Raw genomic sequence first — 19,275 nt, 5'->3', positions numbered from 1 at the left:
GGTCCCGTAGCGCAGAAAGATGACGGGCACGGAGGCTTGGGGATTTAATTAGCTTAGGCTAACCTTCTTTTGTGTCGAAAACTCCCAGGCTCATGCCGCCGAATCCCGGGCTGTTCCGTGGCGAAGTGGTGCGCAGCCGACGCTTCTCCCCGTCGATGCAGCGGGTGACGATCACCGGTGCCCACCTCAGCGACTTCCCGTGGCTGGGGTACGACCACTGGTTCCGCCTCTTCCTGCGCCTGCCGCACCAGGTGGATTTCGTACTCCCGGAGCTCTCCGGCTCGCGCTGGTGGGATCCGTACTACGCCATCCCGGAGGCCGTACGGCCGCACTGCGCCAACTACACCGTCGCCGGCTTCCGCCCCGAAGCGGCCGAGCTGGACATCGACTTCGTCGTGCACTGCGGCCCTGAGGGTGAGCCCGAGGGTGCCGCGGCGATCTGGGCGTGCGCGGCCCTCCCCGGTGACCCGGTCGCCCTGCTGGACCAGGGCCTCATCTTCGACCGCCCCGCCGACGCCACCGAGGTGCTCGTCGTCGCCGACGAGAGCGGTCTGCCGTCGACCGCCGGCATCCTCCGCTCGCTCCCGCGCGACACCGTGGGACGGGTCATCCAGGAGGTCCCGCTCGCCGGGGACCGCCGCCCGCTGGACGCACCGGCGGGCGTCTCCGTGACCTGGGTGATCCGCGACGACGCGACCGCGGTGCCCGGCGCCGCCGCCCTGGACGAACTCCGCCGCCACCACGCCGTCGCCGCGTCGGGCTACGCGTTCGTCGTCGGCGAGTCGACGCTCGCCACCGAGGGCCGCCGCCACCTCGTCCGCGCCGGCCTCCCCAAGGACCGCATCACCTTCTCCGGCTTCTGGAAGAGCGAGAAGAAGGCGAGGAAGCTCGCGCACGCCTGACCGGCGGGGTGAGCCGGCTCGGCGGCCCCGGCGCCCCGCTCCCGCCGGTGGCGCGCGGCGGGATTCCTGGGCACGGTGGAGGCATGAACCCGCCTGTCACCGTCCATCCGCTCGGTGCCGACGGCGGCCGCCGCGTCTCCGTCCGAACCGCCGGTGAGACACACATCCTCGGCATCGCCCACAACGACCGCGACGTCGTCGAGTTCCTCCGCCGCGCCGGCCTGGACGACCCGGAGCAGCTCCTGGACGACTCCGGCTGGGTCCGGTGGCGCGGCGGCCGGCCGCACGAGTGGCTCGCCGCCTGAGCGCTGCCGCGGGTTCGCCCCCGGGCACCCACCCTCACACGGAGCGGCACAGAGCGTGGTCGACGAGGTCGCGCAGTGCGTCCTCCTGACGGGCGGCCGCCCGCGGGTCCGCCGGGCGGCTGTGCGCGGAGACGGTGAGGGAGAGCCGGCCGTCCGTCGTGACCGCGGCACGGACGACGTATCCGAAGCCGCTTCCTCCGTGCCCGAGGTACCCACCCCCGCAGGACAGCGGTGTGAAGAACAGCCCCGGTCCGTCCCTGGTCCCTTCCGGGTGGCCGCTGTCCTCCGGCACCCGGACCATGGTCCGCATGGCGGCGAGCTCGGCCGGCTTCAGCAGCCTTCCGCCGGTCAGGGCGGTGAAGAAGCGGTTGAGGTCGCGGGCCGTGCCGGTCATCGAGCCGTCCGCCCCGCTGTCGAACGGGCGGTAGGGGATCGTGGTGTCCACCATCGGGCCGTCCGCGGTGAACTGCTGGTAGTCGACTGCGTGCGGGTGCGGCAGGAAGGGCCGGGTGCCGGGGGTATCGGTGTGCTCCAGGCCGAGGGGGCGCAGGATGCGCCGGCGAACCTCCTGTTCCCAGGTGCGTCCCGTGATCTTCTCGATGATCATTCCGGCGAGCACGTAGTTCGTGTTGGAGTACGCCCACCGGGTGCCCGCCGGGAAGTCGGGCTCGTGGCGCACGGCCAGGGCGACCAACTCCTCGGGCTCGTACGCACGCCACCGGTGGGCGAAGTAGGTCCGTTCACCGGGGTCGGGAAAGACGTCGTAGATGTAGTCGGGCAGCCCGCTGGTGTGTTGCAGCAGGTCGCGGACGGTGACGGTCCGGCCGTCGTTCCCTGCTCCGGACACCACCCCGGGCAGCACCTGCTCCACCGTGCGGTCGAGGGAGATCCGTTTCTCGCCCACCAGTTGGAGCACGACGGTGGCCACGAAGGTCTTGGTCGTACTGCCCAGCCGGAGGTAACCGTCCTCCGGGACCGGGCGGCGCGTGACGAGGTCCCCCACCCCGGAGCGGGCCGTCACCGTCCCGTGCGGGGTATCGAGGCGAACCGCCACACCCGTGACACCGGCATCACGCAGCGCGTCGGCATCACGCTGCACGGACGCCGCACCGGCGGAGGAGGATGCCGCCGAAGCCGCCGAGAGGGGAAGGGACGACACGGCCAAGGCGAACACTGCGGCTGATAAGCGCGAACGACGGGAGATCATGATCCGAGGCTAGGAAGGGCGACCTCCGGCAGCCATCCGGGAAGCACCCCTTCCGGGACGGGTGCCGGCCGGATGGACAGCACACAGGATTCGGCCGGACAGGGAGACCAGGGCCGCTGTCGGCGGTCCAGCGGTGGGGAGTTACTCTCGGCGCCACCGACGCTCACTCCGCGGTCCGGGCGACGTACGGCCGCATCTCACTCGGGAGACGCCGACGCATGAACACACCGGCACCGCGGCCCGCAGCCGGGCCGTCCGACGGATCGCCCCTCCGGATCGGCGTCCTCGTTCCGCTGAGCCGGCCCGGTTGGGTCGAGGCGGGTCACCATCTGCTCGCCGGAATCGAGTGGGCCGCCCAGGAGGTCAATGACGCCGGTGGGGTCGCCGGACGGCCGCTCGAGCTGCTGGTCCGGGACACCGCGGCTGATCCGGGGAGGGCCGCTGCCGCCGTGGACGAGCTGGCCCGGCTGGGCGTGGCCGCCCTGGCCGGGGAGTACCACAGCGTGGTCGCCTGCTCGGCTGCCACCAGGGCCGACGCCCTCGGCCTCCCCTTCCTCTGTTCGTCAGCGGTCATCGACGCGCTCACCGAACAGCCCACGGAGTGGGTCGCCCGCCTCCCCCCGCCGCAGTCCCGCGGCTGGCGGGTCTACGCCGACTTCCTGCTCGGCGCGGGTCACACCCGCGTCGCCGTCGCAGCCGAGCCGAGTGTCTACTGGGCGGCGGGGACCGGCGTCCTGCGGGAGTACCTCGCTCCACTCGGCGGCACCGTCGTCGAACTCGACATGCGGGCGCTCACCCCCGCGGCGGTGTGCGACGAGCTCGTCCGCCGTCGCGCGACCGCCCTCCTCCTTCTGGTCGGCCACCCGGAACCGGCGGTGCCGCTCGTCAGGGCCGTCCGCGACGACCGGCGACTCGCAGGCATCCTGGTCGGTGCCCCGGCCGGGCAACCGGAGTTCGCCGCATGGGCGGCGTCGCTGGGCGCCGACGGCGCCGCCGTCCCGTTCCTGCGCTACCTGCCCGAGCGCCTCGGCCCCCTCGGACGCCGCGTCGGGGCGGCACTCCGTGAGCGGCTGGGCGAGGCACCCTCCTTCGTCGCCTTCGAGGGCTACGACACGATCGCCGTCCTCGCCGACGTGCTGCGTTCCTCCGGTGGGGACCGGGCGCGCACCGCCGCGTCGTGGCCGCACGTGGCGGTCGAGGGCACCCGTGGGCAGATCCGGTTCGCCCGCACTCCGGGAAGCGGCGTCTGGCAAGGGGCCCGGACGCCGGTCCAGGTCGTCGACCGTGATCCGGCGGACCCCGGTCGCTTCCGGATCCTCCACACCGGCTGAGAGAGCCCCAGGGGCGTTGACGGGCCCCGAGGGGCAGCGCCCGGCCGGGCCGCTCCGGGGTGCGGGCGGAAGCGTGGTGTGGATAAGTGGCAGGGAGCCCTGTCCACCACCCACGGAGTGCGCATGTCCGAGGCCGTACCGGATCCCGTCGTGGTCCAGCCCGTCGTAGCACCGCTGACCAGCGCCGCGGTGGTTCTGGTGGCGACGATCACCCCGGGCGGGGAGTCCGCCGTACGTGAGGTGCTGCCCGACCTCGCGGCGTTCGCCCGGTCGATCGGCTTCCGGGTCCCGAGCGCCGGTCTGGCCTGCGTGACGGGTTTCGGCTCGGACGCCTGGGACCGGCTGTTCGCGGGCCCGAGGCCGGCGCACCTCCACCCCTTCCAGGAGTTGCGGGGCCCCGTCCACCATGCTCCGGCCACGCCGGGCGACCTGCTGTTCCACGTCCGCGCCGAGCAGATGGACGTCTGCTACGAGTGGGCCTCCCAGCTGCTCGGACGGCTCGGCGGCGCGGTGAAGGTCGTCGACGAGGTCCACGGCTTCCGCTACTTCGACCACCGGGACCTGCTCGGCTTCGTCGACGGCACGGAGAACCCGGTCGGCGACGACGCGAGGACCGCGGCCCTGGTAGGCCGGGAGGATCCCTCCTTCGAGGGCGGCAGTTACGTCGTCGTGCAGAAGTACCTGCACGACCTGGCCGGCTGGAACGGGCTGAGCACCGAGCAGCAGGAACGGATCATCGGCCGTACGAAGTTCAGCGACATCGAGCTCGCCGACGACGTCAAGCCGGCGGATTCGCACGTCGCTCTGAACACCATCACCGAGGACGACGGCACCGAACGGGACATCCTGCGCGCCAACATGCCGTTCGGCAGCTTCGAACAGGGCGCGTTCGGCACGTACTTCATCGGGTACGCAGCCGACCCGGGCGTCACCGAGCAGATGCTCCGCAACATGTTCCTCGGCAGCCCGCCCGGCACGCACGACCGCATCCTCGACTTCTCGACGGCGGTCACCGGCACGCTCTTCCACGCCCCGAGCGCCGGCTTCCTCGACGATCCCCCACCGCCGCCCTCCCCCGCCGGGACCACGGCCGTCCCGGAGCCGGACGCCGAGGCTCCCTCCTCCGGGGCGGCGATGGTCCGCGACGGTTCGCTGCGCATCGGCAGCCTGCAAGAAAGCGCCCCGTGATGAACAATCTGCACCGCGAGCTCGCCCCCGTCACCGATTCCGCATGGCAGCAGATCGAGGAGGAGGCCAGACGCACCTTCAGCCGTCACGTGGCGGGCCGCCGGGTCGTCGACGTCAGCGACCCGCAGGGGCCGGAGCTGTCGGCGATCGGCGACGGGCATCTGCGGGACATCGACCCTCCCACCCCCGATGTGATCGCGCGGGCGCGCACCGCCACGCCGGTCATCGAGTGGCGGGTGCCGTTCACGCTGACCAGGGCTGCGGTCGACGACGTGGAACGCGGCTCCGAGGACAGCGACTGGCAGCCGGTCAAGGACGCGGCTCGTACCTGTGCGTTCGCCGAGGACATGGCCGTCATCGACGGGTACGCCGCAGCCGGCATCACGGGGCTGCGTGACGGTTCCTCGCACGCGCCGGTGCCGCTGCCCGCCGACGCGCGGGACTATCCGACGGCGGTGAGCCAGGCGTTGACCCGTCTGCGGCTCGCGGGTGTCGACGGCCCCTACCGCCTCCTGCTCGGCGCGGACGCGTTCACCGAGGCCACCGAGACCTCCGACCACGGCTACCCGGTGGCCACCCACCTGGCCCGCCAGCTCGACGAACCCATCCTGTGGGCGCCCGCCGTCACCGGCGGGGTCCTGCTCTCCACCCGGGGCGGCGACTTCGAGCTCTGCCTGGGGCAGGACCTGTCCATCGGATATCTGGACCACGACGCGACGAGCATCCGGCTCTACTTCCACCAGGCGTTCACCTTCCGGATGCTGACACCCGAGGCCGTGGTCCCGCTCATCGCCTGAAGGCTCCGACCTGCGAGGCTCCCATCAACGACACCCGCCGCACGCCACCACCGGATCCCGCGAGGGCCGAGGGCCCTCCCCCCGCCGCACGCTCCGCCCGGTTCGCCGAGGTGCTCCGCCTCGCAGTGGAGGAGGGGCTGCTCGGCGAGAAACGCCCCCTCGCCGGTTTCCTGGACGCGGACGGGATACGCGACTCCGTCGACGCGCTGCGGGACGCGTTCGCCGCCGAGCCCGGCGTACGGGTCCTGCACACCTTCGCCGCGAAGGCCGCCTCGCTGATCCCGGTGCTGCACCTGCTCGCGGAGAGCGGCATGGGCTGCGAGGTCGCGAGCCCCGGTGAGCTGAGGCTCGCGGTCGAGGCGGGTTTCCCTCCGGCACGGATCGTCCTGGACTCCCCCGCCAAGACCCGCGACGAGCTCCGGCTCGCGCTGGCCCTCGGTGTCGCGGTGAACGCGGACAGTTTTGACGAGCTGCGCCGTATCGAGGAGTTGCACTCCCCCGGCTCGGCGTCCGTCCTCGGGTTGCGGGTGAATCCGCAGGTCGGGGGCGGTTCCATCGGCGCCATGAGTACGGCGACGGCCACCTCGAAATTCGGCGTGCCCCTGCGCGATCCCGGCACCCGCGAGCAGGTCGTCCGGACATTCGCCGAGCGGCCCTGGCTGACCAGGCTGCACGCCCACGTCGGCTCGCAGGGGTGCTCTCTGGAGCTCATCGCCTCGGGCATCGCGGAGACGTACCTGCTCGCCGAGGAGATCAACGGGCGGGTGGGCACCCGTCGGGTCACCGGGATCGACATCGGGGGCGGACTGCCGGTCAACTTCGCGGACGACGAGGCGCGCCCCGCCTTCGCGGACTACGTGGCGGCGCTGCGCGCGGCGGCTCCCGGACTCTTCGACGGGCACTACGACCTGGTCACCGAGTTCGGCAGGTCCCTCCTCGCCAAGAACGGCTTCATCGGGGCACGCGTCGAGTACACCAAGGAAGCGGGCGGACGCCGTATCGCCCTGACCCACGCGGGGGCGCAGATCGCCACCCGTACCGTCTTCATGCCTGATGCCTGGCCGCTCCGGGTCGGCGCGTTCGACGGTGAGGGCCGTCCCCGGAGCGGGCCGCCGATGGTCCAGGACATCGCGGGGCCGTGCTGCTTCGCCGGGGACATCGTGGCCCACGCCCGGGAACTTCCCGAACTGCGGGAGGGTGACTTCGTGACCCTGTACGACACCGGGGCGTACTACTTCTCCACCCCGTGGGCGTACAACAGTCTGCCCCGGCCGGCCGTGTACGGCTTCGCCGGGGAGAGCGGCGGCATGCGCTTCGTCCCGGTGCGCGACGCCCAGTCACTGGACTCGGTCGCCGAGGAGAGCGGACTGGCCCACGCCGCCGCTCTGACGGGCCTCCACCCGTAGCCGGACCTCGGGTGGACGGGGGCACCGGCGGGTCCTGGGTACGCGGCAACCCGCCTCGCACAAGGGGCCACGCTCTGTGGCGGATCGCTGCGCGGTCCTCCCCGCGCCCCGGGAGGCCGTCGTCGCCGGCCGGGCGACGACCCGGGCACCACGCCGACCTTGCCGGAGCGGGCCTGACCGGCGCCCTGACCTGCGAGCACACCGGCCGGCCCGCCTGCTTCCGCGTCGACACCCGGCCGCCCGGAGCTGCCATGGCTCCCGAGGCGGCTGGCGGGCTCCGGCTCACCCAGCCGGCTGGGGCGAGGGCTCCGGCTCGGGCACCGGCTCGGGGTTCGGGTTCGGCGGCTGCGGAATCGGGTCGGGCGCGGGACCGGGAGGCACGGGGCCCGGCGGCACGGGCGGCGGGGACGGCACCGGTGTCGGCGGCCCCGGCACGGGCGGGGGCGTCGGCGCGGGCGGTACGGGGTCGGGATACGGCTGTGTCATCTCGGTCCTCCAACTGCGACGAACGGGAGGCGTGGATCTCACTCTCCACCGTCTCCCCGTGCGGCTGCCCGCGCCCGCCGAGTCCACACGTACACACCGTGACACCTGACGTCGATGTCCCCCGACCGGCGCTCTTCCGGGCCCCGCCGCCTGCTCTGAGTGGCAGGGGCCCGGTGGCAGGCGTTCCCCTCGTACGGTGGCCGCCCGGGCGGTCAGCCCCGCGCGGGCACGGCCTGCGGGCTGCGCTCGGTGCGTGTACCTGGCACGGGGGCGGACGCGTCGGCTCCCAGGGCCACGATGCGGTTCCCCTCGTCGACGTGCACGACGCTCGGCACCAGGGCCCGCGCCTCGGCGTCGTCGACCTGGGCGTAGCTGATGAGAATGACGAGGTCACCGGGGTGGACGAGGTGGGCGGCGGCACCGTTGATCCCGATGACGCCGGAGCCGCGCTCCCCCTCGATGACGTACGTCTCGAGCCGGGCGCCGTTGTCGATGTCCACGATGTGCACGAGCTCGCCGGGCAGCAGATCGGCGGCGTCCATCAGATCGGCGTCGACGGTGACCGAGCCGACGTAGTGCAGGTCGGCCTGGGTCACGGTGGCTCGGTGAATCTTGGACTTGAACAGAGTGCGCAGCACTGTGGACTCCTCGAAGACGGCTCCCTGCCTGCTTTCTGCAGGTCAAAGGCTGTCTCGACTCTACACCGACACCCCCGCGAGATGTTTGTGAGGAACATCGCTCCGGTCGGGCGAGACTTCTTCCTACCTGGGCTTTCCCTTTGCACGGGCGCCTGTTGGGATGATCGCCCCGGAACGCGCGGGGGCTCATGCTGACCGGATGCCGACTTACCTGATGAGCCATCAGGATTGCGAGAGGCCCCTCGCACACACGAAGGACGCGCACCCACGCATCACCGACCTGTCAGGCACCGATATCGCTCCGACTCACGGATGGCCATCAGCCGGTCGCCGCCCGACCGCTCCGGGGGTCGGCTCGCTGGTTACCGCCCGCCCGAGGCCGCTCGGCAGCGCGGAACTCGCGAGCGAGGCGGGGCCACGGCGCCGACGCCCGCCCGGGCCGAAGCCAAGGTCACGCGCCCCTGCGCACCTGCGTGCGCCGCTCCTCCCTTCTGTACGGTCCAACCGATGGCGAACCGCCCTCGCACGCCGTGAAGGAGAGCCGGTGCAGCCACTCGAGGAAGTGCTCCAGGACCTGACTCAGCCCTCGAACGTCTCCACGCACTCCGATGACGTGCTCGCCAGGAAGGTGAAGGCCGCCATCGCGGCGGACGACAAGAAGCCGAGGGCAATCGAGGACGAGCCGCTTCGGTTCTGGCCACGAAGTTCCACCACGTATTGCGCTTCTGTTGTTTCATACCAGCTCAGAGGCATGCGGCCTTTCTTTCAGGGGGGGTACGGGATGCGTGTACGCCGCTAGCCGGCCGGCGGACCCCCGGCCCGCCGGTAGGCGCGACGGGGATGCGGCGGTCCACCGGTCGACTCAGGCGATGTCGAGGACGGTGCGCAGCGCCTCTCCGGTGTGCATCTGGCGGATCGCCTCGTTGATGTCCGTCAGGGGCAGGTGGTGCGTGATCATCGACTCCAGGTCGATGCGGCCCGCACGCCACAGGTCGATGATCGTGGCGTACGTGCGGCGGATGTCGTCGCCGCCGTAGAAGGAGGGCAGGATCGCCTTCTCGTTGAGGACCAGCTCGGCCATGCTGATGTCGGTCATGTCGGTGCGCGAGCCGGCGCCGACGAGGCAGACCGTGCCGCCGAGGCGAGTGGCGTCGTACGCGGCGCGCAGGGTGCCGGCCTTACCTACGGCCTCGAAGGCGTAGTCGAAGCCGAAGCCGCCGGTGAGCCGCTTGACGGTCTCCGGCAGTTCCGCGGGTGCGATCGCCTCGGTGGCGCCGAACTTCAGGGCCCAGTCACGGCGGTTGGCCGTCGGGTCCACCGCGATGATCCGCGCCGCGCCCGCCACCTTGGCGCCCTGGAGGATGCTGATGCCGACACCGCCGAGGCCGATGACGACGACCGACGAACCCGGCTTCACCTTGGCGGTGTTGAGGGCCGCTCCTATGCCGGTGGTGACGCCGCAGCCGATGAGGGCGGCGATGTCGTAGGGCACGTCGTCGGGGATCGGGATCGCCGCGTAGGCCGCGATCACGGTCTCCTCGGCGAAGGTGCCGGCGCCCAGCATGCCCGGGACGATCGTCCCCCCGGTGCGGAAGTTGGGGTTGGCGAGGTTGCGATGGCCGCTGCGGCACAGGTGGCCGTCGCCCGCCTTGCAGGAGGGGCAGGTGTCGCACGGCGGCATCCAGCAGACGATGACGCGGTCGCCGGGCTTGACGTGGGTGACTCCCTCACCGACCTCGATCACCTCGCCCGCGCCCTCGTGGCCCGGGACGAACGGCGCGGGGTGGGCGAGTACACCGCTCATGGCTGAGAGGTCGGAGTGGCACAGGCCTGCCTTGTGCATCTTGACCCGGACCCGCCCCGGGCCGAAGGACACCGTTTCGGCGTCGACGACGTCGAGGGTGGTGTCGCCGGTCTTGTGCAGGAGTGCTGCGTGCATCATGTGCTCCTTGAGTTGTGGACGCTGCTCACGCCCGTGCCGGGGCGGGCAGGTGGATGGTCTTGGTCTCCTGGTAGGCGGCGAAACCCTCGGGGCCGAACTCGCGGCCGATACCGGAGCTCTTGTAGCCGCCGAAGGGTCCGGCCATGTCGAAGCGCTGGCAGTTGACGGAGTACGTGCCGGTACGGATCTGCCGGGCGATCTCGATGCCGTGCTCGACGGTGCCCGCCCAGACGGTGCCGGCCAGGCCGTACGGGGAGTCGTTGGCGATCCGGACGGCGTCGGCCTCGTCCTCGTAGCGGATGAGGCAGATGACGGGCCCGAAGATCTCCTCCTGGGCGATCCGCATCCCGTTCTCGACGTCGCCGAACAGGGTGGGCTCTATGTACCAGCCGGTCGTCAGGCCCTCGGGGATGCCACCGCCGGTAAGGAGCTCGGCGCCCTCGTCCTGGCCGATGCGGATGTAGTCGAGGTTCCGCTGCCGCTGCTGCTCGGTGACCATCGGCCCGATCAGCGTGGCCGGGTCGGACGGGTCACCCACCTTGAGCGAGGCAACGGCCGCTGTGAGCTGGGCGGCGATCTCGTCGTAACGGCTCGCCGGGGCGAGAACGCGGGTCAGGGCGACGCACGCCTGGCCGCTGTTGGCAAAGGCTCCCATGACGACGTTCGGCAGGGCGGCTTCGAGGTCCGCGTCCGCCAGGAGGATCGCCGCGGACTTGCCCCCGAGCTCCAGGGTGACGCGGGTGAGGTTGCCCGCAGCGGCGGCCATGATCTGCTTGCCCGCGCCGACCGATCCCGTGAAGGCGACCTTGTCGACGCCCGGGTGTGCGACCAGGTACGCGCTGGTCTCCCGGTCGGCGGGCAGGACGCTGAGCACGCCTTCCGGCAGCCCGGCGGCCTCGCACACCTCGGCCAGGAGGTAGGCGTCCAGGGGCGTTTCCGGGGAGGGCTTGAGGACGACGGCGCAACCCGCGAGCAGGGCGGGCGCGAGCTTGCCGGCGATGGTCAGCTGGGGCACGTTCCACGGGGTGACCGCGGCCACTACGCCGACCGGCTCGCGGCGGATCAGGAGCGGGCCGGTGAGGCCGGGCCGCTCCTCTTCCGTGGCGAGACCGGCGGCGACGTCCAGGGTCGCACCGAAGGTGGCGACGGCGCTGAGTGCCTGGGCCCTCACGGAGACGGTGATGGGGCAGCCGTTCTGCAGGGTGATCAGTTCGGCGAGTTCCTGGTGGCGGGCGAGGAGACCGTCCTTGATCCGGGTGACGATCTCGATGCGTTCGGCGGTCGTCATCCGGGGCCAGGGGCCGTGGTCGAACGCCTCGCGGGCCGCGGCGACCGCCCGGTTCACATCCGCGGGAGTCGCGTGGGGCACGCGCCCGACGACCTGCTCGGTCACCGGCGAGATCACGTCGATGGTGTCCCGGCCGGCCGGGGCAGCCCACCTTCCGCCGATGAAGAGTGTGCGGTGCTCCAGGATGTCGCTCATGTGTGGGGTCCTCGCTTCGTTGCGCAGGCAGGGAGATACCGGATGCTGGGTGACTCTCGGGCCGGAAGGCGCCACCGAAGTGAACTGCGTGCAACTCGACAGCAGGTTCAAGTGCGCAACAAACTGGCCCTATGAAGAAATAAGTTAATTCACGCTAACGATCGTGTCCAGGTCGGCACCAGGGCCGGGCTCAGCTCGGGTAGGTGTAGAAACCGCGCCCCGCCTTACGGCCGACGGCTCCGGCCGCCACCATGCGGCGCAGCAGCGGCGGCGGGGCGTAGAGCGGCTCCTTGTACTCCTCGTACATCGATTCCGCGATCGACAGACCCGTGTCCAGGCCGATGAGGTCGAGCAGCCGCAGCGGCCCCATCGGGTGGGCACATCCGAGCACCATGCCGGAGTCGATGTCCTCCGCCGAGGCGATACCGGACTCGAGCATCCGCACGGCGGAGACGAGATAGGGAACCAGCAGCGCATTGACCACGAAGCCCGCACGGTCCTTGGCGCGCACGACGGTCTTGCCGAGCCCCTGTTCGGCGAAGGCTGTCACCGCCTCCGCGACTTCGGGGGCGGTGAGCTCGGTGGGAATGACCTCGACCAGTCGCTGCACCGGCACCGGGTTGAAGAAGTGGACGCCTACGACGTTCTCCGGCCGAGCGGTGACGACGGCCAGATCAACGATCGGGATCGACGAGGTGTTGGAGGCGATGACCGCCTCACGGTCGGCAAGGACCCGGTCCAGGCGCTGGAACACGGACGCCTTGGCATCTCGCCGTTCCGCGACCGCTTCGACAACCAGATCCCGGTCGGCGAAGTCGTCGAGGTCGACGGTGAAGGCGAGTCTCCGGAGCATCGAGTCACGCTCCTCCTCGGTGAGCTTGCCGCCGCGCAGCCCGCGGTCGACCGAGTCGATCAGCCGGGACCGGCCGGCAGCCAGGGAGTCCGCGTCGCGCTCGGCGACCACGACATCGAGGCCGGCGCGCGCGCAGACCTGAGCTATCCCGGAACCCATGAGGCCGCAGCCCACGACCCCGACTCGACCGAATTCACGCATCCGCACGATGTCCTCTCTCCCACTGCCGCCTGGCCCCGGATGGGCCGTGCGCACGATCCGATGCCGACCTCCAGCCCACTGGTAAGCAAGCGCCGCGTCACTACTGCAGCCATGAGCGCATGTTTTTCCTCATGAGTATGCACTCCAGGTCTGGACTCGATGGTTATCCGAGATTAACTTATGTGTGTCCGGCGAGCGTGCCGGACGTGCCAGAAAGGATCCGCTGACCTTGCGTCGTAGCGTGTTCACCGAAGACCACGAAGCTTTCAGGAAGGCCATCCGGGCGTTCATCGCCGAGGAGGTCACCCCCCACTACACGGACTGGGAGCGGCAGGGACACGTGCCCCGCGAGCTCTACCGCCGGCTCGGAGCCCTGGGCGTGCTGGGCATTAACGTGCCCGAGGAGTACGGCGGGGCAGGCGTCACAGATTTCACCTACCAGGCCGTGATCCGGGAGGAGTGCGGCCGTGCTGGAGTCGGGTTCGGCGCCGAGTCGGTGCACACCTGCCTCGTCCTGCCCTACCTGCTGGAGTTCGGCAGCGACGAGCAGAAGCGACGCTGGCTGCCCGGCTTCCTCTCCGGCGAGATCATGACCGCCATCGCCATGACCGAGCCCGGCACCGGCTCCGATCTCGCGGGCATCGCCACCCGGGCCCAGCTCTCCGAGGACGGGACTCATTACGTCCTCGACGGCGCCAAGACCTTCATCACCGGCGGCGCCCAGGCTGATCTCGTCCTGGTCGTCTGCCGGACTGCCGCCTACGACCCCGCCGACCGTCGCGGCGGGCTCTCGATCCTTTGTGTGGACACGGTGTCCGAGGGTTTCGCCGTGGGACGCAAGCTCGACAAGATCGGTCTGCGCGCGCAGGACACCGCCGAGCTGTCCTTCACCGGCATCCGGGTCCCGGTCGAGAACCTTCTCGGCGAGGAGGGCGCGGCCTTCACCTACCTCACCCACAACCTCGCCGTGGAGCGCCTCGGAGCGGCGATCAACGCCTACGCCAACGCGGCCGGGGCGATCGGTTTCGCGAGCGAGTACGTGCGCGAGCGCGAGGTCTTCGGCAAACCGGTGGCCGCGTTCCAGAACACCAAATTCGTCCTCGCAGAGTGCGCCACCGAGGTCGCCGCCGCCCAGGCTCTCGTCGACCGCGCCCTGCTGGAGCATGCCGCAGGCGAGCTGACGGCCGCCGACGCCGCCAGGGCCAAGCTCTTCTGCACCGAGGTCGCGGGCCGCGTGATCGACAAGTGCCTCCAGCTGCACGGCGGTTACGGCTACATGCTCGAGTACCCCATCGCCCGGCTCTACGCCGACACCCGCGTGAACCGGATCTACGCCGGAACCAGCGAGGTCATGAAGACGATCATCGCCAAGGACCTCGGTCTCTGAGTCCGCGCCCACCCCACTCTTCCCAGGAGGACCCCATGCGCGACGCAGTGATCGTCGACGCCGTCCGCACCGCCGTAGGCAAGCGCGGCGGCTCGCTCTCGCAGCTGCACTCCGCCTCGCTCTCCGCCCATGTCCTCAAGGCCCTGGCGAAGCGCAACAGCCTCGACCCGGCCCTCGTCGACGACGTCATCTGGGGCTGCGCCTCCGGAGTCGGCATGCAGGCCGGCTGCGTCGGCCGCGCCGCGGTACTGGCGGCGGGCTGGCCCGAGTCCGTCCCCGGCCTGACGGTCGACCGCCAGTGCGGCTCCTCCCAGCAGGCCGTCCACCAGGCGGCGGCCGGTGTGATCTCCGGGCAGTACGACGTCGCCGTCGCCGGTGGTGTGGAGATCATGAGCCGGCTCCCGCTGGGCACCACGCGGGGCGACGGCAGCCTCGGCGAACCCTTCGGACCCGATGTCTTCGCACGCTACGACGGCATCCGCTTCAACCAGGGCACGGGCGCCCAGCTGATCGCCGACGAGTACGGCATCACACGGACCGAGATGGACCAACACGGCCTGGAATCCCACGCGCGGGCTGCCCGGGCGATCGACGAGGGCCGGTTCAAGGACCAGATCGCCCCCATCTCCGTCGCCGACGAGGACGGCACCACCCGCGTCTTCGACACCGACGAGGGCGTGCGGCGGGGCTCCACCATCGAGAAGCTCGCCGGGCTCAAGCCCGCCTTCGCGGAGGACGGGACCATCACGGCGGGAAACGCCTCGCAGGTCTCCGACGGCACGGGCGCGCTCCTCGTCACCACCAGCGAGTTCGCCGCCTCCCAGGGATGGACGCCCATGGCACGCGTCCACACCGCGGTGGTCACCGGGACGGACCCGGTCACCATGCTCAAGGGACCGATCCCGGCCACGGCCAAGGCGCTCGCGAAGGCCCGCCTGTCGATCGATGACATCGGCACCTTCGAGATCAACGAGGCTTTCGCCTCCGTCACTCTGGCCTGGCTGCGCGAGACCGGCGCGGACCACGCGCGGATGAACCCGCTCGGCGGCGCGATGGCCATCGGCCACCCCATCGGCGGCTCCGGCGCCCGCCTCATGACCACCCTGGTCCACCACATGCGCGACAACGGCATCCGCTACGGCCTCCAGTCCATGTGCGAGGGCGGCGGCATGGCCAACGCCACCATCCTCGAACTCCTGTGAGGGCGGCCCAGGACGCCCCTGCTCACACGACCGGGACGGGACAGGGGCCGGGGAGGACGGAAGCCAAGGACTTCGTCGAATTCCTGAGTGTGGAACAACTGGACCGGGACCTGTTCCGCGGCCGGTGCCACGACGGCATTCCCTCGCGCGCCTTCGGCGGTCAGGTGGCGGCCCAGGCCCTCGCGGCCGCCTGCCTGACCGTGCCGGAGGACCGGACCGCTCATTCGCTGCACGGCCACTTCCTGCGCCCGGGCGACACGGCACGCTCCCTCGTGTACTCCGTGGAGCGGGTCCGGGACGGATCCTCGTACCTGGCCCGCCGGGTCACCGCCGTCCAAGGTGGTGAGCCCGTCTTCACCCTCACGGCGTCGTTCAAGCGGCCGGAGACGGCCGGCGACCGCCAGCCCGCCATGCCGCAGACCCCCGAGCCCGGGACTCTGCCCGACATGTACAAGACCTGGGCGACGAACAACCCGGAGGACTTCGCGCAGGCGGAGTTCTGCCGGGTCCTCGAAATGCGCTACGTCCCCGGACCGGCCGAGCCGACCACACCGGGCCTGACGGAGCAGAAGCTGTGGATCCGCGCGACCGAACGGCTGCCCGACACCCACGTGCTACACACCTGTGCCCTGGCGTACGCCTCCGATCTCTTCCTCGCTCCGGCCGTGGCGCTGCCGCACCAACTGCCCCGGATGCTGCGCCGCGAGCCCTCGTCGGTCTTCCTCACCTCGCTCGACCACTCCATCTGGTACCACCGGCCGTTCCGCGCCGACGAGTGGATGCTTTTCGCCCAGCGCAGCCCCACTGCGGTGGACGGACGTGGCCTCGCCTTCGCGGACGTCTGGAGTCTCGACGGCACGCTGATCGCCCACGTGGTGCAGGAGACCGTGATCCGCCCCTCACGGGCGCGCCACCGCTGAAGCCCCCATGTCCCCCTTCTCTCTGTCCCATCGGAGGAATCCCCATGTCCGACCTGGTCCTCACCTCGTTCGAGGACGGCGTCGCCGTCGTCACGATCAACCGCCCCGAGGCCCGCAACGCCGTCAACCGTGCGGTGGCCGACGCCGTCGCCGAGGCCGTCGACCAGCTCGACGCCCGTGACGATCTCGTCGTCGGCGTGATCACGGGTGCCGGCGGCACCTTCTGCGCCGGCGCCGATCTCAAGGCCCTGGCCGCCGGAGAGCGCTCCGGCATCCCCGGCCGCGGCTTCTGCGGGGTCACCGAGACCCCGCCCACCAAGCCGCTGATCGCCGCGGTCGAGGGATACGCACTCGGCGGCGGCACCGAACTCGCCCTCGCCTGCGATCTGATCGTGGCCTCCGGAACCGCGAAGTTCGGGCTGCCGGAGACCAAGCGCGGCCTGATTGCCGCGGGGGGCGGCCTCGTTCGGCTCCCCCGCCGGATCCCTTACGCGGTGGCGATGCAGTACGCGCTCACCGGAAGCCTCCTTCCTGCCCAGCGGGCCTACGAGCTCGGCATGGTCAACGCGCTGACCCCGGAGGGCGGCGCCCTGGACGGGGCGCTCTCCCTCGCGCGGGAGATCGCGGCCAACGGGCCGCTCGCGGTCCGGGCCAGCAAACAGATCGTGACCGAGTCGGCCGACTGGGCGGCGGACGAGGTCTGGGCGCGCAATCGCGCCGCCTGCGAACCGGTCTTCGCTTCGGCCGACGCCCAGGAGGGCGCGCGCGCCTTCGCGGAGAAACGCGCCCCTCGCTGGAGTGCTCGCTGACCGACGCGCCGCTCCGGCTTCCAGGGGATTTCCCGCTACCGTCCCGAGGCACCGCTCGGGCATGACCGGACGAAGGAGTTCAGCCATGACCACCACCTGGCCCCAAGGGCTGCCCCGCACCCTCGACTACCCGACAGGCTCGATCGCCGATCTCCTCGCCGGTTCCGCGCACGCCTTCGGCGACCGCACGGCGCTCATCGACGGCGATGACCGGCTCTCGTACGCGGAGCTGTACGAACGGGCGCTCCGGATCGCGCAGGGTCTGCGGGAACAGGGCATCGCCCCCGGCGACGCCGTCGCCGTCCACCTACCCAACTCGATCTGGTTCACGGCCGCCTACTACGGCATTCTGCTGGCCGGAGCCGCGGTGGTGCCGGTCAACCCGGCCCAGCCGCCTCTCGCGCTGCGTCGCCAGCTCGACGACTCGGACACGGTCGCCGTCTTCACCCACCCGGCCGTCGCGAGGGCGTTGAGCGAAGCAGTCATCGGCTCCCGGGCGGTCCGGCTCGTCTGCGTGACGCCGACGACGGCCGCTGCCCCGGGGCCCGCGGGCAACCCTGCCGCGGTCGCGTTTCCGGTCACCACGGTCGCGTTCGACGCGCTGATGAAGGCGGAGCCGGCGCCCGCGACCGGCGTCGGCGGCGACGCGGTCGCGCACCTGGCCTTCACCGGCGGGACGACGGGCGTGCCCAAGGCCGTCCGGGTCCTGCACCGCAACCTGATCACCAATGTGCTCCAGGTGGCGTGCTGGCGCAGTGCCGCCGTGCCCTCCGCGGACGAACGGGGCCGCATCCTGCTGCGCCATGTGCCCGCGGCGCGGAACCCGCACCACATCCCGCTGGCTGCCGCCACCGGCATCTCGGTCGCCCCGCTCTTCCACGGCATGGGCATGGTCAGCCAGAGTGTCTTCGTCGCCGCCGGCATCACCGTGAAGGTGTTCGGGCGGTTCGACGCGGCCAGGTACCTGGACACCATCGAGGAGATGGGCGTCCACGCCATCAGCGGCTCCCCCGCTCTCTGCCACGCCCTGCTGTCCGTACCGGGCGCACGGGAGCGCGATCTGTCGTCCGTGCGGGTCGTCAGCAGCGGGTCCGCGCCGATCAACCCGGCCGTGGTCACGGAGCTCTCCGGGATCTTCCCGAACGCCGTTGTCAGTGACGGTTACGGGCTGACCGAGGCCACGATGGGTGTCGCGATCAGTCCGCTGGACAGCGCGATCCCGCGTCCCGCCGGCAGCACGGGCCTGGTGCTCTTCGACACCGAGGTCGAGATCCGTCAGCCTGACCGGACCACCCCTGTGCCGCCGGGCGAGCGGGGCGAGGTCTGGGTCCGGGGGCCCCAGGTGACCGCCGGCTACCACGGTCACCCCGAACTCACCGCGGAACAGTACATGGGCGGCTGGCTGCGCACCGGCGACCTCGGCACGCTCGACGAGCGGGGCTGGCTGTCCCTCGTGGGCCGGGCGAAGGACATGCTCATCTACAAGGGGTACAACGTGTATCCCGGCCCTCTGGAGAACATCCTCCGCGAGCATCCGGCGGTCGCCCAGGCGTCCGTCGTGGGCCGGCCGCACATGGAGCACGGAGAGATCCCGGTGGCCTTCGTCGTGCTGAGGACCGAGGCGGACGTGTCGGCCTCGGACGAGGATCTGATCGCGTACGTCGCCGAACGTGTCGCGCCGTACCAGCGGGTCCGGGACGTGGTGATCGTGGAGGAGCTGCCGCTGTCGGCGACGGGGAAGATCCTCAAGACCGAGCTGCGCAGGCGGGCGGCCGACTCCTGAGCCGTGGGGCACAGCCCTTCCGGGTTGCGGGTGCGGGCCGGGCGGAGTGGGTACTCCGCCCGGCCCGCACCCGCGCGCTCTTGGCGCTACTGGGCGTAGGCCCTCAGCGGCGGCTCATCAGGAACCTTCGTGGCGTTGAGGATCTCCGCCGTGAAGTTCGCGCCGGTGACCGCCGTGGCCGCCACGGCCTCGTGAGGCCGGACGCCGGGGAGGTTGACGGTCAGGCACGTGCCGAAGGGAAGCCGGCTGGGGACGGCCGGTCCTGAGTGCGACAGGGCATCCACGACCAGCCGCTAGGCGACCGCGTCGTACAGCATGCTGAAGTGGGCGCCTCCGTGCTCCAGGCTCACCACCTGTGTGGCCTCACATTTCGGCCCCTTCCAGGGGGCCGGGCGGCACGACTTCGCGGGCCGGGAACAGCGGCACCGGGGCCCT

At 71.2% G+C, this 19,275-nt stretch carries 18 protein-coding genes; 11 read left to right on the top strand and 7 right to left on the bottom strand.

Features of this window, described 5'->3' with window-relative positions; genetic code table 11:
• Positions 1 to 71 precede the first annotated feature (71 nt).
• Positions 72 to 902, top strand: a complete 831-nt coding sequence (locus OG488_RS34385; RefSeq protein WP_329236392.1) for a siderophore-interacting protein — start codon at positions 72 to 74, stop codon at positions 900 to 902.
• A gap of 83 nt (positions 903 to 985) precedes the next feature.
• On the top strand, positions 986 to 1,207 hold the full coding sequence (locus OG488_RS34380; protein WP_329236390.1) for a hypothetical protein: 222 nt from the start codon (positions 986 to 988) through the stop codon (positions 1,205 to 1,207).
• A gap of 34 nt (positions 1,208 to 1,241) precedes the next feature.
• Here the strand turns inward: OG488_RS34380 and OG488_RS34375 are convergent, their stop codons facing one another.
• Positions 1,242 to 2,306 (bottom strand): serine hydrolase domain-containing protein, encoded by a 1,065-nt coding sequence (locus OG488_RS34375; RefSeq protein WP_329236388.1) that lies wholly within the window; start codon positions 2,304 to 2,306, stop codon positions 1,242 to 1,244.
• A 326-nt stretch (positions 2,307 to 2,632) separates the two neighbouring features.
• On the opposite strand from OG488_RS34375, the gene OG488_RS34370 reads away from it, so the two are divergent.
• From OG488_RS34370 to OG488_RS34355, 4 genes are all read left to right on the top strand, one after another.
• Positions 2,633 to 3,745, top strand: coding sequence for an ABC transporter substrate-binding protein (locus OG488_RS34370; RefSeq protein WP_329236386.1), 1,113 nt, complete (start codon positions 2,633 to 2,635; stop codon positions 3,743 to 3,745).
• Positions 3,746 to 3,868: 123 nt separating this feature from the next.
• Positions 3,869 to 4,933: a Dyp-type peroxidase gene (locus tag OG488_RS34365; RefSeq protein ID WP_329236384.1), complete on the top strand. Its 1,065-nt coding sequence runs from the start codon at positions 3,869 to 3,871 to the stop codon at positions 4,931 to 4,933.
• Positions 4,933 to 5,730: a family 1 encapsulin nanocompartment shell protein gene (locus OG488_RS34360; protein ID WP_329236382.1), complete on the top strand. Its 798-nt coding sequence runs from the start codon at positions 4,933 to 4,935 to the stop codon at positions 5,728 to 5,730. The genes OG488_RS34365 and OG488_RS34360 overlap by 1 nt, the downstream gene beginning before the upstream one ends.
• A 125-nt stretch (positions 5,731 to 5,855) precedes the next feature.
• Positions 5,856 to 7,136, top strand: coding sequence for a diaminopimelate decarboxylase (locus OG488_RS34355; RefSeq protein WP_329239210.1), 1,281 nt, complete (start codon positions 5,856 to 5,858; stop codon positions 7,134 to 7,136).
• A gap of 698 nt (positions 7,137 to 7,834) precedes the next feature.
• On the opposite strand, the gene panD is transcribed toward OG488_RS34355, so the two are convergent.
• The 5 genes from panD to OG488_RS34330 form a co-directional block, all read right to left on the bottom strand.
• The gene (gene panD, locus OG488_RS34350; protein WP_329236380.1) at positions 7,835 to 8,260 is read right to left on the bottom strand and encodes an aspartate 1-decarboxylase; all 426 of its coding nucleotides are present in this window, start codon (positions 8,258 to 8,260) and stop codon (positions 7,835 to 7,837) included.
• A gap of 579 nt (positions 8,261 to 8,839) precedes the next feature.
• Positions 8,840 to 9,013, bottom strand: coding sequence for a hypothetical protein (locus OG488_RS34345; protein ID WP_329236378.1), 174 nt, complete (start codon positions 9,011 to 9,013; stop codon positions 8,840 to 8,842).
• A gap of 109 nt (positions 9,014 to 9,122) precedes the next feature.
• Complete coding sequence (locus OG488_RS34340; protein ID WP_329236376.1) at positions 9,123 to 10,199, bottom strand: zinc-binding dehydrogenase; 1,077 nt, start codon at positions 10,197 to 10,199, stop codon at positions 9,123 to 9,125.
• Between the two features lie 28 nt (positions 10,200 to 10,227).
• Entirely contained in the window at positions 10,228 to 11,685 is a 1,458-nt protein-coding gene (locus OG488_RS34335; protein WP_329236374.1) for an aldehyde dehydrogenase, read from the bottom strand.
• Between the two features lie 190 nt (positions 11,686 to 11,875).
• On the bottom strand, positions 11,876 to 12,739 hold the full coding sequence (locus tag OG488_RS34330) for a 3-hydroxybutyryl-CoA dehydrogenase (protein ID WP_329236372.1): 864 nt from the start codon (positions 12,737 to 12,739) through the stop codon (positions 11,876 to 11,878).
• Positions 12,740 to 12,968: 229 nt separating this feature from the next.
• Between OG488_RS34330 and OG488_RS34325 the strand changes: the two genes are divergently transcribed.
• The 5 genes from OG488_RS34325 to OG488_RS34305 all read left to right on the top strand — a co-directional run bounded on the left by OG488_RS34325 (position 12,969) and on the right by OG488_RS34305 (position 18,840).
• On the top strand, positions 12,969 to 14,126 hold the full coding sequence (locus tag OG488_RS34325) for an acyl-CoA dehydrogenase family protein (protein ID WP_329236370.1): 1,158 nt from the start codon (positions 12,969 to 12,971) through the stop codon (positions 14,124 to 14,126).
• A gap of 35 nt (positions 14,127 to 14,161) precedes the next feature.
• Positions 14,162 to 15,328 (top strand): thiolase family protein, encoded by a 1,167-nt coding sequence (locus tag OG488_RS34320; protein WP_329236368.1) that lies wholly within the window; start codon positions 14,162 to 14,164, stop codon positions 15,326 to 15,328.
• Between the two features lie 89 nt (positions 15,329 to 15,417).
• A complete protein-coding gene (locus OG488_RS34315; RefSeq protein WP_329236366.1) occupies positions 15,418 to 16,248 on the top strand; it encodes an acyl-CoA thioesterase in 831 nt (276 codons plus the stop codon).
• Between the two features lie 44 nt (positions 16,249 to 16,292).
• On the top strand, positions 16,293 to 17,057 hold the full coding sequence (locus OG488_RS34310) for a crotonase/enoyl-CoA hydratase family protein (RefSeq protein WP_329236364.1): 765 nt from the start codon (positions 16,293 to 16,295) through the stop codon (positions 17,055 to 17,057).
• 85 nt (positions 17,058 to 17,142) lie between these two features.
• Positions 17,143 to 18,840: a class I adenylate-forming enzyme family protein gene (locus OG488_RS34305; protein WP_329236362.1), complete on the top strand. Its 1,698-nt coding sequence runs from the start codon at positions 17,143 to 17,145 to the stop codon at positions 18,838 to 18,840.
• Between the two features lie 86 nt (positions 18,841 to 18,926).
• Here the strand turns inward: OG488_RS34305 and OG488_RS34300 are convergent, their stop codons facing one another.
• Entirely contained in the window at positions 18,927 to 19,124 is a 198-nt protein-coding gene (locus tag OG488_RS34300) for a hypothetical protein (RefSeq protein WP_329236360.1), read from the bottom strand.
• Positions 19,125 to 19,275: the final 151 nt, after the last annotated feature.

It is taken from the genome of Streptomyces sp. NBC_01460, from assembly GCF_036227405.1.
In the GTDB taxonomy this organism is placed as follows: Bacteria; Actinomycetota; Actinomycetes; order Streptomycetales; family Streptomycetaceae; genus Streptomyces.
The sequence above is the reverse complement of the archived record's forward strand: the minus strand, read 5'-3'. Positions and strand labels throughout refer to the sequence as shown.